This is a genomic window from Petrotoga mobilis SJ95 (assembly GCF_000018605.1).
GTDB lineage: Bacteria > Thermotogota > Thermotogae > Petrotogales > Petrotogaceae > Petrotoga > Petrotoga mobilis.
On record NC_010003.1, the window covers coordinates 1,226,392 to 1,244,654 of the forward strand.

Genomic DNA, 18,263 nt, shown 5'->3' on the forward strand with positions numbered 1-18,263 from the left:
AAAAGAATAAAGATTCTTTATCCTTATGGGTAGAAAGCAGGGTAAAAGAATAAAGATTTTTTATCCTTATGGGTGGGCAGCAGGGTAAAGGAATAAAGATTTTCTATCCTTATGGGTGGGGAGCGGGGCGAAGGGGCGCTAACACTACTTAGGAGGCTATTCACATGTATGAAGATATAAAAAACATTCCCACAATTATAATTAACGGTATGTCTAAAGAACAGATACTCAAAATAATGAAAACGATAAAAAATATGGAAAACTTACCCGAAAATATAATTTTTGCTTCCATTACTCCTACAAGTTCTCAATGGACAGTTGAAGAATTAATCAAAGAGTTAAAACAGGAAGACATAGAAATGAAAAAAGTAACAGAAAATCTCAAAAAAGGGGTATACGACAATTACAAAAAAGACAGCAAGTGAAGATAAAACTCTCATCGCCTATGTCGATGGAAGTTATGACGTAGAAACCAAAATATACGGTAGCGGCATAGTATTTCTAGATGGTGAAGAAAAACATTTCTTCTTTTCTGGTAATAACCCAGAATACTCATCTAGCCGAAATGTTGCTGGAGAGATAAGTGCATCCATCTACGCAATGGAATACGCTAAAGAAAAAGGTTACGAAAAGATAATAATAAACCATGATTACATCGGATTAGAGAAATGGTGTAACGGAGAATGGAAGACGAATAAAAAAATAACCATAGCCTATAAAAATTGCTATGATTATTTTAGTAAATTTTTAACGATACAGTTCAATTGGGTAAGGGGACACTCAGGAGACCATTACAACACCTTGGCCGATCAACTAGCGAAAAAAGCATTAGAAAGCAAAAATTTCCGAGATTTAATAACGAAATATCTCCATAAAACCGGTTTGAACTCCTAATTTTTTGAAAAAGCCGAAGGTTTCATGCTGATTTTAAAAAAAGAAAATAAATTCTTCAAAAATCTTTATACTTTCTAAACCATTACCTCTTCAGATTGACTCATAACAAATTTTGTAATCTGGCTTTCTAACTCTAAAAAGCTTTTATCATAAATACTTTTCTCTTCTTCCGAAAGATTTATATTAAAGACCTTTAATATTCTAGAAGGTCGTTGCGATAAAATAACTATTTTATTTCCCAACATCAATGCCTCTTTTATGTCATGGGTAACCATCAATATTGAAAAATAACTTTTCTTCCACATCTTTTCCATATCTTTTATTATCGATAGTTTAATATTGAGATCCAAAGATGTGAAAGGTTCGTCCATTAGCAAGATCTGTGGCTCAACTAATAAAGATCTGGCAATATTCACCCTTTGTTTCATACCCCCACTTAATTTAGAGGGTAAAAGATTTTCAAAACCTTCTAAACCTATCATACCGATAATTTGTTTAATTTTCTTTTCATCGTCTAAAATTATTTTCAGGTTGTCGTAAACCGTTCTCCAGGGCAATAATCGAGGTTCTTGGAAAACGTAACCTATCTTATCGACAAAGGTTTCAACTGTCCCTTCACTTTGCTTTTCTAATCCTGAAACGATCCTAAAAAAAGTAGTTTTTCCACAGCCAGACGGCCCCAACAAAACGATTTTTTCACCCTCTTGCAACTCAAGACTCCAGTTATCTATAACCAGAAGATTTCCAAACCTTTTAGTTAAACGATCTACTTTTAGTACATTTCCCATCTTGCTAACATCCTTCTTGAAATAATTTTAAATACACGTTCTGTGGTTATACCTAATATAACGGCTATGATAGTAATGGCATAGATCCTAGGAACTTCGACATACTGTCTCGCCCAAGCAAGTTCTACCCCTAAGCCATTTCCACCAACTAGAAACTCTGTTACTAACACTACTTTCCATACATTCCCTATCGAAACTTCAACCGCTGCAATTACAAACGGAACGATCGAAGCTAAGTATACATGCCTAAATATTTTAGACCTCGATACTTTGTACAAGTGCACCATCTCTAACAATTTTCTATCGATATTCTTAATTCCAGATGCTGTCGTAAAAACTGTGTTAGGTAAAATAGCCATGGTACTTATTAAAATAGGACCACGCCATCCAACACCCCACAGAAATACGACAAAAGCAAGCCAAGAAACCACCGGAATAGCTTGTATCATCATCAGCATGGGCCTAAAAATTTCGTATATCGTGTCGCTCATCCCCATTAAAAACCCCAAAATTATTCCGATAAAAGAGGAAAGAAACAAAACAATCAAAGTTTTCCATACCGTGTTCCATAATGCCACATAAAACCTCGGTGTACTTAGCTGATTTATTAAATTGACTAAAACTTCATGAGGGAAAGGCAACACAAAAGAAGAACCTATGACAAAAGAAAAAAAGTACCAAAGTAAAACGATCAACACAATTCCAAAAATAGTTTTCATCGATAATAAAATCCTTCTGTCGGTAAAGTTGGTAACCCTTCCGGATAAAGTTCGTGCATCGTGTTTAAAAAGTTATCTACTTCTTCTTTACATTCCACAATCGGAATGTATTCAAAAACCAATCTATTCATCGCTTCTTTAAGTACTGGAACAGGGATAGTTAAATATTCGTTGGTTATTTTCAATGATTGATCTAAATTTGTATTAGCCCAATCAACGCTTTCAGAAAAAGCGCTTTCAACTTTTGAAACGATATCCGGTTCACTTTCCAAAATCTCCTTTTTAACAAAAAGTCCAGCTATAGGAAGGCCATACTTTGAACCTGAGATTTTATTCCATTCATCTTGAAAATCTAAGACAATTTCTCCTTCGGTCCCTGTTACAGCCAATGTGGCAAATGGTTCTGGTAAAGCGGCATATTCTACCTTACCTGCTTTAAACAGAGAAACTATCTCCTGGGGAGGAAGGTAGCTGAATTTTACATCTTTATCGGGAACCAAACCATTTTTCACCAAAAGATACCTCATCAAAATGTCGACGGTTTGACCTCGACCATGAGGAGAATAGACTTCATGACCTTTTAAATTTTTTACATCTTCAAAATCAACATTGCTACTTCCTACCAAATAAAATGCTTTCCACTCGTGAACGCCTAACAATATTAACTCTAAACCTTGAGCGTATAAATTCGCACCAACGGTTATAGGAAGCACGGCAAAGTCTGCTTGATTGGATACCAGTAACGCTACCGCTTCATTGGCATCCTTCCAAAGACTCACATTTATTTCTACCTCTTCTTCTATCGTATTCGCCATCAACCCTGTTACCGGAACAACGGTTGGACCTAAAGGATTAGTTATTGTAACAGAAAAAATCAAGAGTGTAAAGAAAAAAGAGACGATTAACAAAGTTAATTTTTTCATGGTTATTTTCCTCCTGTATCTCTCTAATTTAATAGCTTTAGAAACTCTAAACTTTGTATATAGACCTTTTTACCTCGCAGCCAGGAAGACCAACTTTAATCATTGTAACTCTTTTCCTTTTCATTGACAATAGTGAAGTCGGAAAAGGGATTCTGTTTTCTTTATTTTTGCCCATTGATAAATAATTAAGGGACAAAGGTCCGTATTAACTCCTTGCAAGATATGTTGTGTGCAACAATTCATGAGATTTCTCGCTTAATGGTTCTCCTAAAAATTCTTCGTATAAAATTTTGATAGCAGGGTTTTCATGAGATTTTCTTATTGGCAGGGATCTGTCTACTTCGTATATCGCTTGCATCCTTTTTAGAAGTATTTCGCTGTTTGTTGGGATAGGTTGACCACCGCCACCAATGCATCCACCTGGACATGCCATGAATTCCACAAAGTGATACTCTTTTTCACCGCTTTTGATCATTTCTAAAACCTTTCGGGCGTTCCCTAAACCATTCACGACAGCAACTTTTAAATTTATTCCATCAATTTCTACCGTTGCTTCTTTTATTCCTTCAATGCCTCTAACAGCTTCAAAGTCCAATTTTTCTAATTCCTTACCGGTTATTACTTCGTATGCAGTTCTCAAAGCGGCTTCCATAACACCACCCGTTGCCCCAAAAATTGCGCCGGCACCAGAAGAGATACCTAAGGGTTCATCGTACTCCTCCGGTGGAACGTTCAGCAAATCTATACCAGCAAGTTTAAACATTTTTGCCAGTTCACGGGTAGTTAATACGTAATCGACATCGCCCTTAATTTCTGGTCTAACCCGTTCAAATTTCTTGGCGGTACATGGCATGACAGAAACGACAACCATATCTTCTTTTGAAATTCCTAATTTGTTTGCATAATATGTCTTGGCAATAGCTCCAAACATCTGTTGAGGTGATTTACATGATGAGAGGTTATCAATAAATTCGGGATAATTATGTTCTAAGAATTTAACCCATCCTGGGCTACAAGACGTGAATAAAGGAAGCTTCCCATTATTTTTGAATCTTTCAATGAATTCATTCGCTTCTTCCATTATTGTTAAGTCAGCAGCAAAGTTAGTATCGAAGACTTTATCAAATCCTAACAATCTTAATCCTGCCACCATTTGTTTTGTGGCAATTTTCCCTGGTTCTGCATCGAATTCTTCGGCTATTGCAACTCTAACGGCAGGAGCTGTTTGCACGATTACATATTTACTTTCGTCAGAGAGAGCAGTCCAAACTTGGTCCATTTGATAAACTTCATGTAAGGCTCCTGTGGGGCATTCTAAGATACATTGTCCACAATTTGTACAATCTACGTTCCCCATACCTTTGTCCATGAAAGTTGTAACGTATGTATCTGGCCCTCTGTTTGCAATCGTTAATATGTTAACCGACTGGACCTCTGAGCATTTTCTGACGCAACGGTTACAAACGATACATTTTTGAGGTTCTCTCACAACTGAATAACTGCTTCTATCTTCCGGTAAACCATTAGATATTGGAGGGACCCTTATTTCAGTTACACCTATTTCTTCAGCAACCTCTTTTATCTCACAGCTGCCGGATTTTGAACAAGTAAGGCAATTTAAGTTGCAGTTTATCCCATGAGAAGCTATTATCAATTCAATGATAGTTTTTCTTGTTTTTCTTACTCTTTGAGAATGAGTAAAGATTTCCATACCATCGGTAATTTTTGTTACACAAGCTGGTTTCAAGGTTCTTTCACCTTTTATTTCAACTGAGCAAAGTCTGCAACTTCCAAAAGGTTCAAGTTTTTCAGAATAACAAAGTGTAGGTATTTTTATGTGAGCTTTCTTTGTGGCATCTAAAATACTAATTTCATGATCAAATTCATATTCTCTGTTATTTATCTTTACTTTCATATTTCCACCTTCTTTGTGTAAAATTTCTCAAATATGGAAAGAATAAGGTTTAAAGAAGACTCTCCAAATCCACAACGTGCTGCAGAGCTTACGGCGTACTGTATATCAGAGATTATTTCTATTTCCCTTGAAGTTGGATATCCTCTTTTATATATATCCGATACGATTTTGTTTATATTCTTGTTTCCTTCTCTACATGGGAAACACGTTCCACATGTTTCGTCTCGGAAAAAGTCAGAGACATTTTTCACGATTTCCAAATAATTTCTTTGTGAAGAAACTACGATCATTCCACCAGATCCGATGTTACTCCCCATTTTTTGAAGATTTTCATAGGTGTAAGGTACATCTAATTCCTCTTCAGTTAATGCTTCAGTGGAAATTCCTCCTGGGATAACAAAACCAATTTTTTCTCCTTTAACTCCTCCTGCCAATTCTTGTACGATATCTTTAACTGTTAATTTTCCAAATTCTACTTCGTAAACGCCCGGTTTGTTGACGTCACCACTGATAGAGACTAATTTTGTGCCTCTACTTTTTTCTGTTCCCATTTCTGAATAAGGGTTGTTATCGTAACTCATTATTTCTGCTGCCGCGGCCAATGTTTCAACGTTATTGACAACGGTCGGTTTACCATACAATCCCTCAAAAACTGGTAAGGGAGGTTTTATACGAGATTTTCCTCTGTCTCCTTCAATGGAATTGATTAAAGATGTTTCGTCCCCACATACGTAGGCGCCTGCACCTCTCACCAACTTCAAATCAAACGAGAAATCTGAGTTTAGAATATTTTCTCCCAATATATTTTTTTCATAAAGTTTTTCGATCGCTTTCTTAATGATTTTTATTGCCTCTACATATTCACCTCTAATGTAAATATAACCATATTTTGATCCAGTGGCATAACCACTGATTATTATACCTTCCAAAACTTTAAAGGGTAGATTTTCCAACAAGAATCTGTCTTTGAAAGTTCCTGGTTCTCCTTCATCCGCATTACATATGATAAACTTGGTGTCATCCTCAATTGAAAGCACCGTTTCCCATTTTATACCTGTAGGAAAACCGGCTCCCCCTCTTCCTCTTAAACCACTTTCTTTTATTTTGTTGATAACTTGTTGGGGTTCCATATTCAAAGCATTTTTTAAGCCTGGGAAATCGTATTCTTCCAAACTTTTACCCAAGTCCTTTTTTAGAAAGATTTTTTCCATTTATTTCCCTCCTATTCCAGTGAATCGAGTATTTGAATCGCTTTGGTAACGGTTAGATGAGTGTAATACGTATCGTTAACCATCATAACAGGTCCTTCATCGCAATGTCCTAAACATTCAGCTACTTCTAAGGTGAATTTTTTGTCTTTTGTGGTTTCATTCTCTTCCACTTTGAGATAATCTTTCAAGGCTCTAACTAAGTCTGCGGACTCGTTTAATCTACATGAGACACTGTCACAGACACGTACGATGTATTTTCCCGTTGGTTCAAGATGAAACATAGAATAAAAACTGATCACTCCGTACAAACGAGCTTTAGGGATGTCTCTTTTTTGCGCGATTCTCAAGATATCCTCTTCAGAGATGAATCCATACGTTTCTTGAATATCATGGAGTTCTTCCAAGAGTTCTTTTTCATAATACTTTTCCATTCCATCTCCTCCTTCTAGTTTTGAAATACAAAAACTTTGAGGCATTTATTAACAGAATCTGGATTGTTAATATTTTCACTAAATTGATCCATTTTTAACATATTTATATGAAAAAAACGCTAAAATAATATCAATATTATATACGCTGTTAAAAAAAGAATATGAGAAACCTAAGTCTCCATACCAATAGTTGCTTGAAAGCAATATTGTTAACGAAAAAACTAAATCTCAACCAAAGGAAACATATGAAAGTTTAAACATGGTAAAATTGAGAGAAGAAACACCCCAGAGGGGTTCAAGGAAATAAACATCCTTAAGAGGAGGAAGCCTGTCCTCGTGGATAAATTATACAACATTCAACTAACAAAAAGCAAATCAATTTCTAAGACATAAATACTATCTAACCATTACACTATTTCAACGACAATTAATTATGATCTAACACGACTTTACCTATGAACTTAGTACCGGTCCTGTGGAAACAATGAAGATTGAATGTTTGTATATGGGAATAAATATCACCTCCAAAACTCTTAGTACTATTTAAACCATTACCTCTTGAAAATTACAGCCCTATCAATTTCAATATAGTTTCCATTTCTGGTTCTACTGGATTGACCTTTGGTATCACACTTATCGCGGTATCGGGATCCTTTAATCCATGTCCCGTGAGTACCGCAACAATTTTACTTCCTTTTTTTATCTTATCCAATTTGATCATTTTTTTAACGCCCGCTACCGAAGCTGCAGAAGCAGGTTCTGCAAACACACCTTCGAGGGATGCCAATTCTTTATACGTGTCCAAGATTTCCTCGTCGGTAACAAAATTTATAAATCCTCCAGATTCTTTTGCAGCTTCTACGGCCTTTTCCCAATTGACCGGATTACCTATTCTTATAGCTGTTGCTACGGTTTCTGGGTTTTTTATAACCTGATTTTTTACGATAGCAGCTGATCCTTCCGCTTCAAAACCAATCATCTTAGGTAACTTATCCGTTTTGTGATCTTTGAAGTATTCTTTGAACCCTTTCCAGTAAGCTGTGATGTTTCCCGCATTCCCCACTGGAATTGCCAATATGTCAGGAGATTTACCACCTAATTGATCACATACCTCAAAAGCAGCACTTTTTTGACCTTCTATCCTGTATGGATTAAGTGAGTTAACCAGAGTTATAGGATAGTTGTCAGCGATCTTTCTTGTAATCTCTAAGGCAACGTCAAAATTACCTTTTATCGGTATAACTATAGCCCCATGCATTAAGGCCTGAGATAATTTCCCCAAGGCGATCTTCCCTTCAGGGATTATGACCGCTGTTTTCAATCCTGCTCTACTTCCATAAGCCGCAGCAGAGGCAGAAGTGTTACCGGTAGAAGCACAGATTATTGCTTTATCACCGTTCTGCAGGGCTTTGGTTACGGCTAAACACATTCCCCTGTCTTTAAAAGATCCCGTGGGATTAGCACCATCATATTTCAGATAAAGCTCAATATCCCACATATTACTCATTTTTTCTGCGAATATCAAAGGAGTGTTCCCTTCTTGCAACGTAATTATCTCTGTTTTCTCATCGACGGGCATGTATTCTTTATAAGCATTTATTATACCCGGCCAAAAACTAAAATTTCTCACCAAAATCCTCCACCCTTATTATATTTTTTATTTCTATCACATCCTCTAATTCGTTCAACGAATCAATTGCTTTTTTCAGTTTTCTCTCTTTGATTAGATGCGTCTGTAAAAATATTGGCACAACAGGATTAAGTCTGTGCTTTTGAATTACAGAAGCGATGCTAACTTCGTTATCTCCAAAAACCTTTGCTATTTTCGCAAAAACACCGGGTTTGTCATTCACTCTCAATCTTATATAGAAAGAGTTTTCAATCTCATCTGTTTCAATTAACTTCAAACCGTTTAACCTTCCGGTACTATATTCGTTTTCAATATGGTATTTAATACTCTTGGCGGCTTCCATAATATCTGCGACAACCGCGCTTGCAGTTGGCATTTCCCCGGCACCTTGTCCGTAGATCATTATATCTCCAACGGCGTCCCCATGAATCTGTACGACGTTGTATACACCGTTGATTTTTGAAAGTGGACTACTTTTTGGAATAAAAGTTGGATGGACCCTTATATCCAACATCTTATCTTCGTACCTTTTTCCAATAGCCAATAATTTGATAATATATCCTAATTCCTCTGCTATTTCTATGTCTTCCCTTTCTATCTTCTCAATTCCTTCTACATGGATTGAATCAACATCTATAAAACTCTCAAACGCTAGTGAAGACAAAATATTTATTTTATATGCACTATCCAAACCGCTTACATCAAAATATGGTTCGTTTTCTGCATAACCTAGACTTTGAGCTTCTTTTAAAGCCTCTTCAAAATTAATAGATTTTTCTGTCATTTGAGTCAAAATGTAATTTGTGGTCCCGTTTAGAATTCCATAAATTCTTTCAATTTTATTTGCAATCATGGACTCTTTCAGAGTTTTAATTATAGGGATTCCTCCACCTACGCTTCCTTCATAATACACTTTGACATTATTGTTCTTTGCTAGTTGAAATATCTCTCTACCATACTTGGCTAATATTAACTTATTGGCTGTTACAACATTTTTATTTCGGTTGATAGCTTCTTTAATGTAATCTAATGTCGGTGTTTCTCCACCAATTAACTCCACCACGATCTGAATTTCAGGATCTTCTACGATCTCTTTATAATCTACAGTAAGCAATGAAGCATCCACACCGTACTTTCTCATTTTGTCCTTTTCTTTCACCAAGATCTTTTTGATCTGAATTTCCTCACCTAGTTTTCTTTCTATATCTTCTTTCTTGGTTGTGAGAATATTGTACACCCCTCCTCCAACCGTACCGTACCCAAGAAGTCCGACTTTAATCATTGTAACTCCCTCCCTTTTCACTCATAATACCTAACCCCGGATGTTGATAGTTGAAAAAGTTATAAACTATTTTCTTGAGTTATAAAAGTGACTGTTTAAAACGTTTTTAATGGAATGAATTCAATAATAATTTGGTTTTTCAACAATTTTATCGACATACTTTTCAACTTTCAATGTTCAAAAGTTTTTTTCCACTAAGTTTGTCGATATCTTAGTCGAAAACAGAGTTGACAATCAAAGTTATCAACATAAAATTCGATAAAATACTTTAAAATTTTTTTTGAACATTTAAGTTGATAACGAGGTTCAAAATTTTTGGCACTTTTGAACTTAAATAAAATCTCATTAACAAAGAAAAACAGAACTTTTGAACTATCAACATTACACTATCTTCACTACTATCACATAATTAAATATAAAAACAACTTTATAAAAATTCAAACTGACTAACTTCAGATAAAGTTGGCATAGCACTCGCAGCCCCTTGTCTTGTAGCAACAATACCAGCACATTTATTGGCAAAATCTGCATATTCAACAAGTTTTTCTAAAGAAATACTTTGAAGATCATCTTTAGAAAAATCTTTTAACTTATACAGAATACCTGCCATAAAAGAATCTCCACAACCTACCGTTTCAACAACTTTTACTTTATAACCTGGAACTTTTCTACTCACACCATCTTTATAAACCAAGGAACCCTCACTTCCTAAAGTTACAAACAAAATAGAACCTTCTTTGATAGAAAGTGTGCTAATAGCTTCTTCAACATCTTTTTTTTCAGTTATATAAAACAAATCATCATCGCTCATCTTCAATATATCAACCTTTTTAATTATACTCTTCACAAGATTGTCGTAACTTTCCCTATTTTTCAACAAAGACTTTCTAACGTTAGGATCAAAAGAGGTCAATAAACCTCGAGAGATAAAATTGTCAAACAATCTAATCAAAGTACTCGATGTAGGTTCATCTATAAGGGCTATAGAACCAAAGTGAAAGATATTAAATTTTTCATAATCCAAATTCTCTACATCTTTTAATTTTAACTGTGTATCCGCTGCATTATCTCGATAAAACTCATACTCAGCCTTTCCTTGGGCATCAACCGCTGCAAAAGCCAAACAAGTTTTCAACCCCTCAGCCGTAAAAGAATAGTCAGTATTCACTCCATTTTCTTTCAAGTATTCAAAAAGAAATTTACCAAATTGATCCTGGGCTATCTTCGTAAAAAAAGAAACATCTGCACCCAATTTTGCAAGTCCTACAGCTACATTAAAAGGAGATCCTCCTGGTCGTTTTTCAAAAAGCTCACTTTCTCCAAGACCTTTGTTTGGAGATTTCGATATAAAATCAAAGAGAATTTCACCAGCACAGAGAATAGCCATATATTGCCTCCTATTCACCAACTATTTTTTCGATCTTTAGATAAATATCTTCGCTAAGCTCCCAACTTCCCGCTTCAATATTTTCCAAAACATGCTTCTCATCTTTTGAACCAGCGATAACTGTCGATACTTGTTTGTGATGTGATAACCAATTTATTGCCATTTGAGACAAGGACCTTCCAATTTTATTGGCTAAAATCTTTAATTCCTCAACTTTTTCTACACTTTTGACAAAAAGCTCCCTATTTTTAAATATTTCATCCATAGCTCTAGGATCCTTCTTCGGTGGTTCATAATCCTTGGAAATCTTTCCTGTCAGCAACCCTTTGGCAAGAGGGCTGTAGGGAATCACCGTTAAATCATACTTATCAACGACTGGAAACAGCTCCTTTTCAACGTCTCTAACCAATAAGTTGTAATAATTTTGTGTGGAAACAATATCCACATACTTTATCAACGTTTCTATTTGTTGCGCACTAAAGTTAGACACACCGATGTATCTAGCTTTTTTGCTATCTAAAATCTGTTGTATCGCCTCTGCAGTTTCTTCTAATGGAGTGTTGGGATCGGGCCAATGAATTTGATATAGATCAACATAATCACATTTTAGTCTTTTCAGTGAATCATCTATTTCTTTCAATACTCTTTCTTTTTTTAAATTATTTCTAATTCTTCCCTTTTGGTCCCATTCTAATCCGCATTTAGTAGCGATGTAAAGATCTTCTCTCTTTTTTCCTTTCAAAAATTCACCAACTATTTCTTCCGATTGACCTCGACCATATGCAGGTGCAGTATCAAAAAAGTTAACTCCATTGTCGTAAGCTAAGTTCAATATCTTAACACCGTTTTCCTTTTCAATAGGTCCCCAATTTCCGCCTAATTCCCAGGCTCCGTATCCTACAACAGATACGCTCATATCTGTCTTTCCAAACTTTTTGAACCTCACGAAAACCACTCCTTTTCTAATTTGATTTTTAAATCAAAAAAATTCCAGATATTCCTTGTTATTATTATAACATATAGAAAAATTTGTTAGTTTGATAATTAGTTTCACAGATATGGTAAAATTGATTATAAAATAAAAAAATCAAAGGGAGTTCACCTATTTTGAAACCTAAAAGTGTTATTATAACTATAATTTTTACTACTATCACAATTTTTGCTTTTTCGGAAAAACTTAATATCATTTTAGGCGAATATTACCCAGATGTATACGATGAACTCAGAAGTGAAAGACCATATAAAAAATCTTTTTCTCACGAAGAAAGCGTCAACTACCCACCGTCTAAAGACGGGGGCTTGTGATGAACAAGCCTTAGTTGGCTACCCTCAGCCGTATGAAGAAACGGGCTTCCATCTCTAAAGGAAGATCATCGGGCTACGTTATATAGGTCATAACACCTTCGGATGTTTCTCCTAGTCTGTCGCTCTGTTGTTTAGCTTTAAACAATCCTGAGGGGTAGGGATAGTGAGCTAAACGTAAAAAGCCTATATAACATTGGGGAAGGAGAATAACTCCGTTAAGGAAAAAGAAACGGGCTTCCGCCTATTAAGGAGGTACACTTTATGTTAGTGTACGTTTTAAACAAACATGGGGAACCTCTTATGCCTTGTAAATCTTCAAAGGCAAGAAAGCTACTTAAAGATGGTAAAGCCAAGGTTGTTAGAAAAGAACCCTTTACTATTCAACTGCTCTATGGTAGTAGCGGTTATAAACAACCTATTACTTTGGGAGTAGATGCAGGAAGTAAAACTGTAGGATTGTCTGCTACTACTAAAAAGAAAGAACTTTTTGCATCAGAAGTTGAAATAAGGGACGATATAACTAAACTTATATCTCAAAAACGACAGTATCGTAGAGATAGACGTTTAAGAAAAACAAGGTACAGGAAACCACGCTTTTTAAATCGTGTTCACAGTAAGAACAAAGGATGGATTGCACCATCGGTAGAACATAAAATAAAATCGCACATTAAACTGATTGATCTAGTTTATCGTTTGCTTCCTATTACAAAAATTGTAGTAGAAGTTGCAAGTTTCGATATACAAAAGATTAAGAATCCTAATATTGAAGGCAAACAATACCAACAAGGTGAACAATTAGATTTTTGGAATGTAAGGGAATATGTTCTATGGAGAGATAACTATACCTGCCAACACTGCAAAGGCAAAAGTAAAGATAAAAGACTCAATGTTCACCACATCGAAAGTAGACAAATAGGTGGAAACGCACCGAGTAATTTAATTACATTGTGTGAAACATGCCATAGAGATTATCATAATGGAAAGATTAAATTGAATTTTAAAAGAGGACAAAAGTTTAAAGATGCTACATTTATGGGTATTATGAGATGGACATTATACAATAGATTGAAAGATTTGTATTCTAACGTTCATCTAACTTACGGATATATCACTAAAAATACAAGAATACAGAACAACCTACCTAAAACACATAGAATAGACGCTTTATGTATTAGTGGTCATCCTCAAGCAAAACAATTAGATTACTATTATCACATTAAAGAAGTTAGACGACACAATAGACAAATACACAAAGCTAACATTCTAAAGGGAGGAACAAGGAAGCTTAACCAAGCACCTTATCTAGTACATGGTTTTAGATTGTTTGATAAAGTAAGATACAACGGTATCGAATGTTTCATATTTGGGAGACGTTCAACTGGATATTTTGATATAAGGAAACTTGATGGTACAGTAATTCATAGAAGTGCAAAAAGCAAAGATTTAATCCTGGTAAGCAAAGCTAAAACTTTACTATGGGAAAGGAGAGAAAATTCTGCATTCCTCTCACCGCTTCCTTATCTGCCGTAAGGCTGTGTGGCGGAAGCCCGTTTTCTAGTGAGTCTCCTGCAGATATTTTTCATGAAAATATTATTAGAAGGAGACAACCGAACTTCTCCAGAGCAATTCGACCCTGAAGTATTAAAAGTGTTTGTCAAGATCGCAGAAAAGTTTAAAAATATGTATTAAAATAATTACACAAACGTTAAAGAAGCAGCAAAAACGAGCATTTTGGAGAAAAAACGAGAAAAAAAGAGATTTAGCCTTCTAATCGAAAATAATCTCCGATAATCGTCTTTAATCACCCATAATCGTCTTTTTTGACTCTTGATACTTTTACCAATATGTGTTATGATACATATGAAAATTAGCACTCTTAATATTTGATTGCTAAAAAACAAAAATAAAAAATTGAAATAAAATAATTAAAATAAAAAAGGGGGTATCATCACATGACAGTGAAACCATTAGGAAACAGGCTACTCATTAAACCCATTACTGAAGAAAGAAAAACTGAAGGTGGTATAGTACTACCAGATTCAGCAAAAGAAAAACCTCAAAAGGCAGAAGTTAAAGAAGTTGGGAAACTAGATGAAGATTATGATTTAAAAGTGGGAGACAAGGTAATCTTTTCTAAATATGCAGGAACTGAAATCAAGATAGATGATGAGGATTATATCATCATTGATGTGGAAGACGTACTAGCAAAAGTAGAAGACTAAAAAACAGGAGGTGTTGAGATAAGATGGCAAAAATGTTGAAATTTAATGAAGATGCAAGAAGAGCTTTAGAAAGAGGCGTTAATACAGTTGCAGATGCTGTTAAAATAACTTTGGGACCTAAAGGAAGAAACGTAGTTTTAGAAAAGAGTTGGGGATCTCCAACTATCACAAATGATGGTGTTTCCATTGCTAAAGAAATTGAATTGAAAGATAAATTTGAAGCACTTGGAGCAGAGTTAGTTAAAGAAGTAGCTTCCAAAACAAATGACGTTGCGGGAGATGGAACAACTACCGCTACAGTTTTAGCCCAAGCTATGATTCAAGAGGGATTGAAAAATGTTGCAGCCGGTGCTAATCCAATATTGATGAGAAACGGTATCGCTAAGGCTACAGACAAAGCTGTAGAACAGATAAGGAATGCCAGCAGAAAGTTATCGAGCAAAGAAGACATAGCCCACGTTGCTTCTATATCTGCTAATAACGAAGAAATTGGAAATATTATTGCAGAAGCTATGGACAAAGTCGGAGAGGATGGAGTTATAACCGTCGAAGACTCTAAAACTCTTGAAACTTATGTAGAATTCACAGAAGGAATGCAATTCGATAGAGGATACATCTCTCCATATTTTGTAACAAATACAGAAAAAATGGAAGCAGAAATGAAAGAACCTTATATATTAATTACAGATAGAAAGATTTCAGCTGTAAAATCAATAGTTCCAATTTTAGAAAAAGTTGCTCAAGCTGGGAAACCGTTGGTAATAATTGCTGAAGATGTGGAAGGGGAAGCCCTTTCTACCTTGGTTCTCAACAAGCTAAGAGGAACATTGGAATCAGTAGCTGTTAAAGCTCCTGGTTTTGGAGACAGAAGGAAAGAAATGCTAAGAGATATTGCAATTTTAACCGGTGGTACTGTAATATCCGAAGAAATTGGTCTCACCTTAGAAGATATTTCCATTAATGATCTTGGTCAAGCTGATTTGGTAAGAGTCGCAAAAGAAGATACTATCATTGTTGGAGGAAAAGGTGAACCTACAGCAATAAAAGAAAGAATAGCACAGATAAAAGCTCAAATTGAAAATACAAGTTCTGATTACGAGAAAGAGACATTACAAGAGAGATTAGCAAAATTATCTGGTGGAGTTGCAGTAATTAAAGCTGGAGCGGCTACAGAAACTGAGTTGAAGGAAAAGAAGCATAGAATAGAAGATGCTTTATCTGCAACAAGAGCAGCTGTAGAAGAAGGGATCGTTGCAGGTGGAGGAGTAACGTTACTCAGAGCAAAGAAAGCTGTTGAGGAATTCGCAAACACATTATCAGGAGATGAGAAAATAGGCGCACAATTAGTAGCAAAATCTTTAGACGCTCCTGTAAAACAGATAATCAGAAATGCCGGTTTAGAACCTGCTATAATTATTGAAAAAATAATTGAAAAAGATGATTCAAAATATGGATATGATGTTTTGAAAGAAAGATATGTAAATATGTTTGAATCTGGAATAATTGATCCAACTAAGGTTACAAGAAGTGCACTTCAAAATGCTGCATCGATTGCTTCCATGCTTCTAACAACGGAAGTTTTGGTAGCGGAAGAACCAAAAGAAGAAAAAGGTCCAGAAATGCCAGCAACACCAGATATGTACTAAATTTAGACAGTAATAAAAACAAGCGTGCCATTGAATATGGCACGTTTTTTTATGGTATAATAAAATAGTATGTTTCACTAACAAAAAACGAGGTGAAAAATTTGGCTGTAGTTTCCATATTATCAGGTTTGATTAGTATGGTGATATCTATAAAATTGATAAAAAAAGTCCATTGGGCTATTCTTGTTGCAACAATTGTAACTGCGCTAGTTTCTTTGAATTTGAATTATATTGGTAGTAGTTTCCTAGAAACTATTACACAAAGCGATTTTTACGAAGTGATAGTTGTTATCTTTGGAATATATCTACTATCAGATACTATGAAGGCAAGTGGAAACTCACAAAAATTCGCCAAAAACATAAGAACATTATTCAATTCAAGGCAGGCTGTCGGATTGATGCCTATGTTACTGGGGTTACTCCCCATGCCAGGAGGGGCAATGTTCACTGCACCAATGGTTAAAGATATAGCCGAAGAAAGCAATATTAATAGGGTCGAAGCTACGGCAATGAACTATTGGTTCAGGCATAGTATGGAGTTCTTTTGGATACTGTATCCTGCTTTAATTTTAGAAAGCGCTCTTACGGGGATAAGTTTAACAAAATTATTGTTAATACAACTTCCTATAGGATTATTTGCAATTATCGGAGGTTGGATATACTTCAAAAACGGTAAAATCAGTTTAAAAAAAGACAAAAAATTATGGAAAGAACTTTTTGAATCGATTCTTCCCATATTAATTATAATCATCGGGGTAATTGCTTCTTTACCTGGTTGGCTTGTTGTTTTAGCGGTATCTTTAATATATACCTTTTATCATAAAAACTACAAAGATCTTCTAAATATAAGATGGGAAACGGTGTTGTTGCTATTGTTCGTTTTTTGGTACAAAAATTTTGTAACTGTGTCAAATTTATCCAACGATTTTGTAGAAAATCTAACTACTTGGGGAGTAAGTCCATGGTGGATAATAATGATCTCTCCGATTATTATAGGATTGATAACTGGAATAACTCAAGCAGGTTTTGCGGTTACAATGCCGATAGCTTTGTCGTTCGTTGAAGCGGGAGTTATTTCTTTGGTACCGGTTGCAATTACCACATATTTTTTCTCTGTATTGGGGGTTCTTCTATCACCTGTACATCTCTGTCTTTTACTTACATCAAAATATTTTGAAGTCGATATGTTTAGTGTTATAAAAAAAATAATAATTCCCATTTTTTGTGCTATAATGGGTTATATTGTAGTAATGCTATTTTTCATCTTCTAATCAAAGGGTGGAGGAATTCACATGAGAAAACGTTTTATACTTTTCTTAATAGTGATTCTTGTTTTTTCAAGCATAATTACCGCTGAAGATACTGTAACTAAACAGAGTACCCCCACGTCTAAGTTCACTCTCAATTTAGATGATTTAAGCAGAAACCTAGTTCAGCATAATACTAATTCTTATTTAGATATAATTTCCAATTTTTTAACTACATATGATTATTACTTTCTTGTTGCAACACCAGTGGTGGGATACACAGTTGGTTATCTTACAAACGATTACAGGCTAAAAAAAGTATCTGAAGATGCTATTATATCTTCCGTTATTAGTGGAGGAATAACCTTGCTAACAAAAATTGTCGTTGGTAGAGAAAGGCCATATGCTGAAGATGGTTCATTTTCATTTAAGCCATTCGCTCCCCTCACTCAAGGGGCGACTTATACTTCTTTTCCTTCAGGACATTCTGCCATTGCCTGGTCTGTATACACCCCATATGCGAAAGAGTACACTTGGTGGATTTATATTATACCAACAAGTATATCGCTTTCTCGCATCTATGAAGATGTGCATTGGCTCTCAGACGTAGTAGCTGGTTCTTTCCTGGGGTATTATACGGCATCTTACGTCTATTATTTTTAA

Annotated in this window: 18 protein-coding genes; 8 read left to right on the top strand and 10 right to left on the bottom strand. The window is 35.2% G+C overall.

The genetic code is table 11. The annotated features are described in order from the left end of the window. The first annotated feature begins 164 nt into the window (after positions 1 to 164). Entirely contained in the window at positions 165 to 425 is a 261-nt protein-coding gene (locus tag PMOB_RS05885; RefSeq protein ID WP_012208964.1) for a DUF3783 domain-containing protein, read from the top strand. Between the two features lie 13 nt (positions 426 to 438). Continuing rightward, positions 439 to 894, top strand: coding sequence for an RNase H family protein (locus tag PMOB_RS10430; RefSeq protein WP_255408276.1), 456 nt, complete (start codon positions 439 to 441; stop codon positions 892 to 894). Positions 895 to 968: 74 nt separating this feature from the next. Here the strand turns inward: PMOB_RS10430 and PMOB_RS05895 are convergent, their stop codons facing one another. From PMOB_RS05895 to PMOB_RS05940, 10 genes are all read right to left on the bottom strand, one after another. Further along, entirely contained in the window at positions 969 to 1,682 is a 714-nt protein-coding gene (locus PMOB_RS05895; protein ID WP_012208965.1) for an ABC transporter ATP-binding protein, read from the bottom strand. Further along, on the bottom strand, positions 1,667 to 2,401 hold the full coding sequence (locus PMOB_RS05900) for an ABC transporter permease (protein WP_012208966.1): 735 nt from the start codon (positions 2,399 to 2,401) through the stop codon (positions 1,667 to 1,669). The genes PMOB_RS05895 and PMOB_RS05900 overlap by 16 nt, the downstream gene beginning before the upstream one ends. Beyond that, positions 2,398 to 3,324, bottom strand: coding sequence for an ABC transporter substrate-binding protein (locus tag PMOB_RS05905; protein WP_012208967.1), 927 nt, complete (start codon positions 3,322 to 3,324; stop codon positions 2,398 to 2,400). The genes PMOB_RS05900 and PMOB_RS05905 overlap by 4 nt, the downstream gene beginning before the upstream one ends. Positions 3,325 to 3,529: 205 nt before the next feature. Continuing rightward, the gene (locus PMOB_RS05910) at positions 3,530 to 5,239 is read right to left on the bottom strand and encodes an NADH-dependent [FeFe] hydrogenase, group A6 (protein ID WP_012208968.1); all 1,710 of its coding nucleotides are present in this window, start codon (positions 5,237 to 5,239) and stop codon (positions 3,530 to 3,532) included. Continuing rightward, positions 5,236 to 6,450: a complex I 51 kDa subunit family protein gene (locus PMOB_RS05915; protein ID WP_012208969.1), complete on the bottom strand. Its 1,215-nt coding sequence runs from the start codon at positions 6,448 to 6,450 to the stop codon at positions 5,236 to 5,238. Before PMOB_RS05915 ends, PMOB_RS05910 begins: the two co-directional genes overlap by 4 nt. Positions 6,451 to 6,461: 11 nt before the next feature. Continuing rightward, a complete protein-coding gene (locus tag PMOB_RS05920; protein ID WP_041534079.1) occupies positions 6,462 to 6,881 on the bottom strand; it encodes an NADH-quinone oxidoreductase subunit NuoE family protein in 420 nt (139 codons plus the stop codon). 565 nt (positions 6,882 to 7,446) lie between these two features. Beyond that, entirely contained in the window at positions 7,447 to 8,511 is a 1,065-nt protein-coding gene (thrC, locus tag PMOB_RS05925) for a threonine synthase (RefSeq protein WP_012208971.1), read from the bottom strand. After that, complete coding sequence (locus tag PMOB_RS05930; protein WP_012208972.1) at positions 8,498 to 9,793, bottom strand: homoserine dehydrogenase; 1,296 nt, start codon at positions 9,791 to 9,793, stop codon at positions 8,498 to 8,500. Before PMOB_RS05930 ends, thrC begins: the two co-directional genes overlap by 14 nt. Positions 9,794 to 10,220: 427 nt before the next feature. Then, complete coding sequence (locus PMOB_RS05935) at positions 10,221 to 11,180, bottom strand: carbohydrate kinase family protein (RefSeq protein WP_012208973.1); 960 nt, start codon at positions 11,178 to 11,180, stop codon at positions 10,221 to 10,223. 10 nt (positions 11,181 to 11,190) lie between these two features. Then, positions 11,191 to 12,126 carry an aldo/keto reductase gene (locus PMOB_RS05940; RefSeq protein ID WP_012208974.1) on the bottom strand — a complete coding sequence of 312 codons (936 nt, stop codon included), beginning with the start codon at positions 12,124 to 12,126 and terminating at the stop codon, positions 11,191 to 11,193. Between the two features lie 161 nt (positions 12,127 to 12,287). Here PMOB_RS05940 and PMOB_RS05945 point away from each other — a divergent pair, with 161 nt between their 5' ends. The 6 genes from PMOB_RS05945 to PMOB_RS10265 all read left to right on the top strand — a co-directional run bounded on the left by PMOB_RS05945 (position 12,288) and on the right by PMOB_RS10265 (position 18,263). Continuing rightward, complete coding sequence (locus PMOB_RS05945; protein ID WP_041534081.1) at positions 12,288 to 12,485, top strand: hypothetical protein; 198 nt, start codon at positions 12,288 to 12,290, stop codon at positions 12,483 to 12,485. A 261-nt stretch (positions 12,486 to 12,746) separates the two neighbouring features. Then, positions 12,747 to 14,015 (top strand): RNA-guided endonuclease IscB, encoded by a 1,269-nt coding sequence (iscB, locus tag PMOB_RS05950; protein WP_012208975.1) that lies wholly within the window; start codon positions 12,747 to 12,749, stop codon positions 14,013 to 14,015. Between the two features lie 422 nt (positions 14,016 to 14,437). After that, positions 14,438 to 14,707 (top strand): co-chaperone GroES, encoded by a 270-nt coding sequence (groES, locus tag PMOB_RS05955; RefSeq protein WP_012208976.1) that lies wholly within the window; start codon positions 14,438 to 14,440, stop codon positions 14,705 to 14,707. Between the two features lie 23 nt (positions 14,708 to 14,730). Beyond that, positions 14,731 to 16,353, top strand: a complete 1,623-nt coding sequence (groL, locus tag PMOB_RS05960) for a chaperonin GroEL (protein ID WP_012208977.1) — start codon at positions 14,731 to 14,733, stop codon at positions 16,351 to 16,353. A 92-nt stretch (positions 16,354 to 16,445) separates the two neighbouring features. Then, the gene (locus PMOB_RS05965) at positions 16,446 to 17,624 is read left to right on the top strand and encodes a DUF401 family protein (protein ID WP_369973672.1); all 1,179 of its coding nucleotides are present in this window, start codon (positions 16,446 to 16,448) and stop codon (positions 17,622 to 17,624) included. 21 nt (positions 17,625 to 17,645) lie between these two features. Further along, positions 17,646 to 18,263 carry a phosphatase PAP2 family protein gene (locus PMOB_RS10265; protein WP_012208979.1) on the top strand — a complete coding sequence of 206 codons (618 nt, stop codon included), beginning with the start codon at positions 17,646 to 17,648 and terminating at the stop codon, positions 18,261 to 18,263.

Coding starts and splice junctions, on each gene's coding strand:
- PMOB_RS05900 (WP_012208966.1), bottom strand. CDS start 2,401: ATGAAAACTATTTTTGGAATTGTGTTGATCGTTTTACTTTGGTACTTT.
- groES (WP_012208976.1), top strand. CDS start 14,438: ATGACAGTGAAACCATTAGGAAACAGGCTACTCATTAAACCCATTACT.
- PMOB_RS05895 (WP_012208965.1), bottom strand. CDS start 1,682: ATGGGAAATGTACTAAAAGTAGATCGTTTAACTAAAAGGTTTGGAAAT.
- iscB (WP_012208975.1), top strand. CDS start 12,747: ATGTTAGTGTACGTTTTAAACAAACATGGGGAACCTCTTATGCCTTGT.
- PMOB_RS05935 (WP_012208973.1), bottom strand. CDS start 11,180: ATGGCTATTCTCTGTGCTGGTGAAATTCTCTTTGATTTTATATCGAAA.
- PMOB_RS10265 (WP_012208979.1), top strand. CDS start 17,646: ATGAGAAAACGTTTTATACTTTTCTTAATAGTGATTCTTGTTTTTTCA.
- PMOB_RS05910 (WP_012208968.1), bottom strand. CDS start 5,239: ATGAAAGTAAAGATAAATAACAGAGAATATGAATTTGATCATGAAATT.
- PMOB_RS05905 (WP_012208967.1), bottom strand. CDS start 3,324: ATGAAAAAATTAACTTTGTTAATCGTCTCTTTTTTCTTTACACTCTTG.
- groL (WP_012208977.1), top strand. CDS start 14,731: ATGGCAAAAATGTTGAAATTTAATGAAGATGCAAGAAGAGCTTTAGAA.
- PMOB_RS05915 (WP_012208969.1), bottom strand. CDS start 6,450: ATGGAAAAAATCTTTCTAAAAAAGGACTTGGGTAAAAGTTTGGAAGAA.
- PMOB_RS05930 (WP_012208972.1), bottom strand. CDS start 9,793: ATGATTAAAGTCGGACTTCTTGGGTACGGTACGGTTGGAGGAGGGGTG.
- PMOB_RS05885 (WP_012208964.1), top strand. CDS start 165: ATGTATGAAGATATAAAAAACATTCCCACAATTATAATTAACGGTATG.
- PMOB_RS05920 (WP_041534079.1), bottom strand. CDS start 6,881: ATGGAAAAGTATTATGAAAAAGAACTCTTGGAAGAACTCCATGATATT.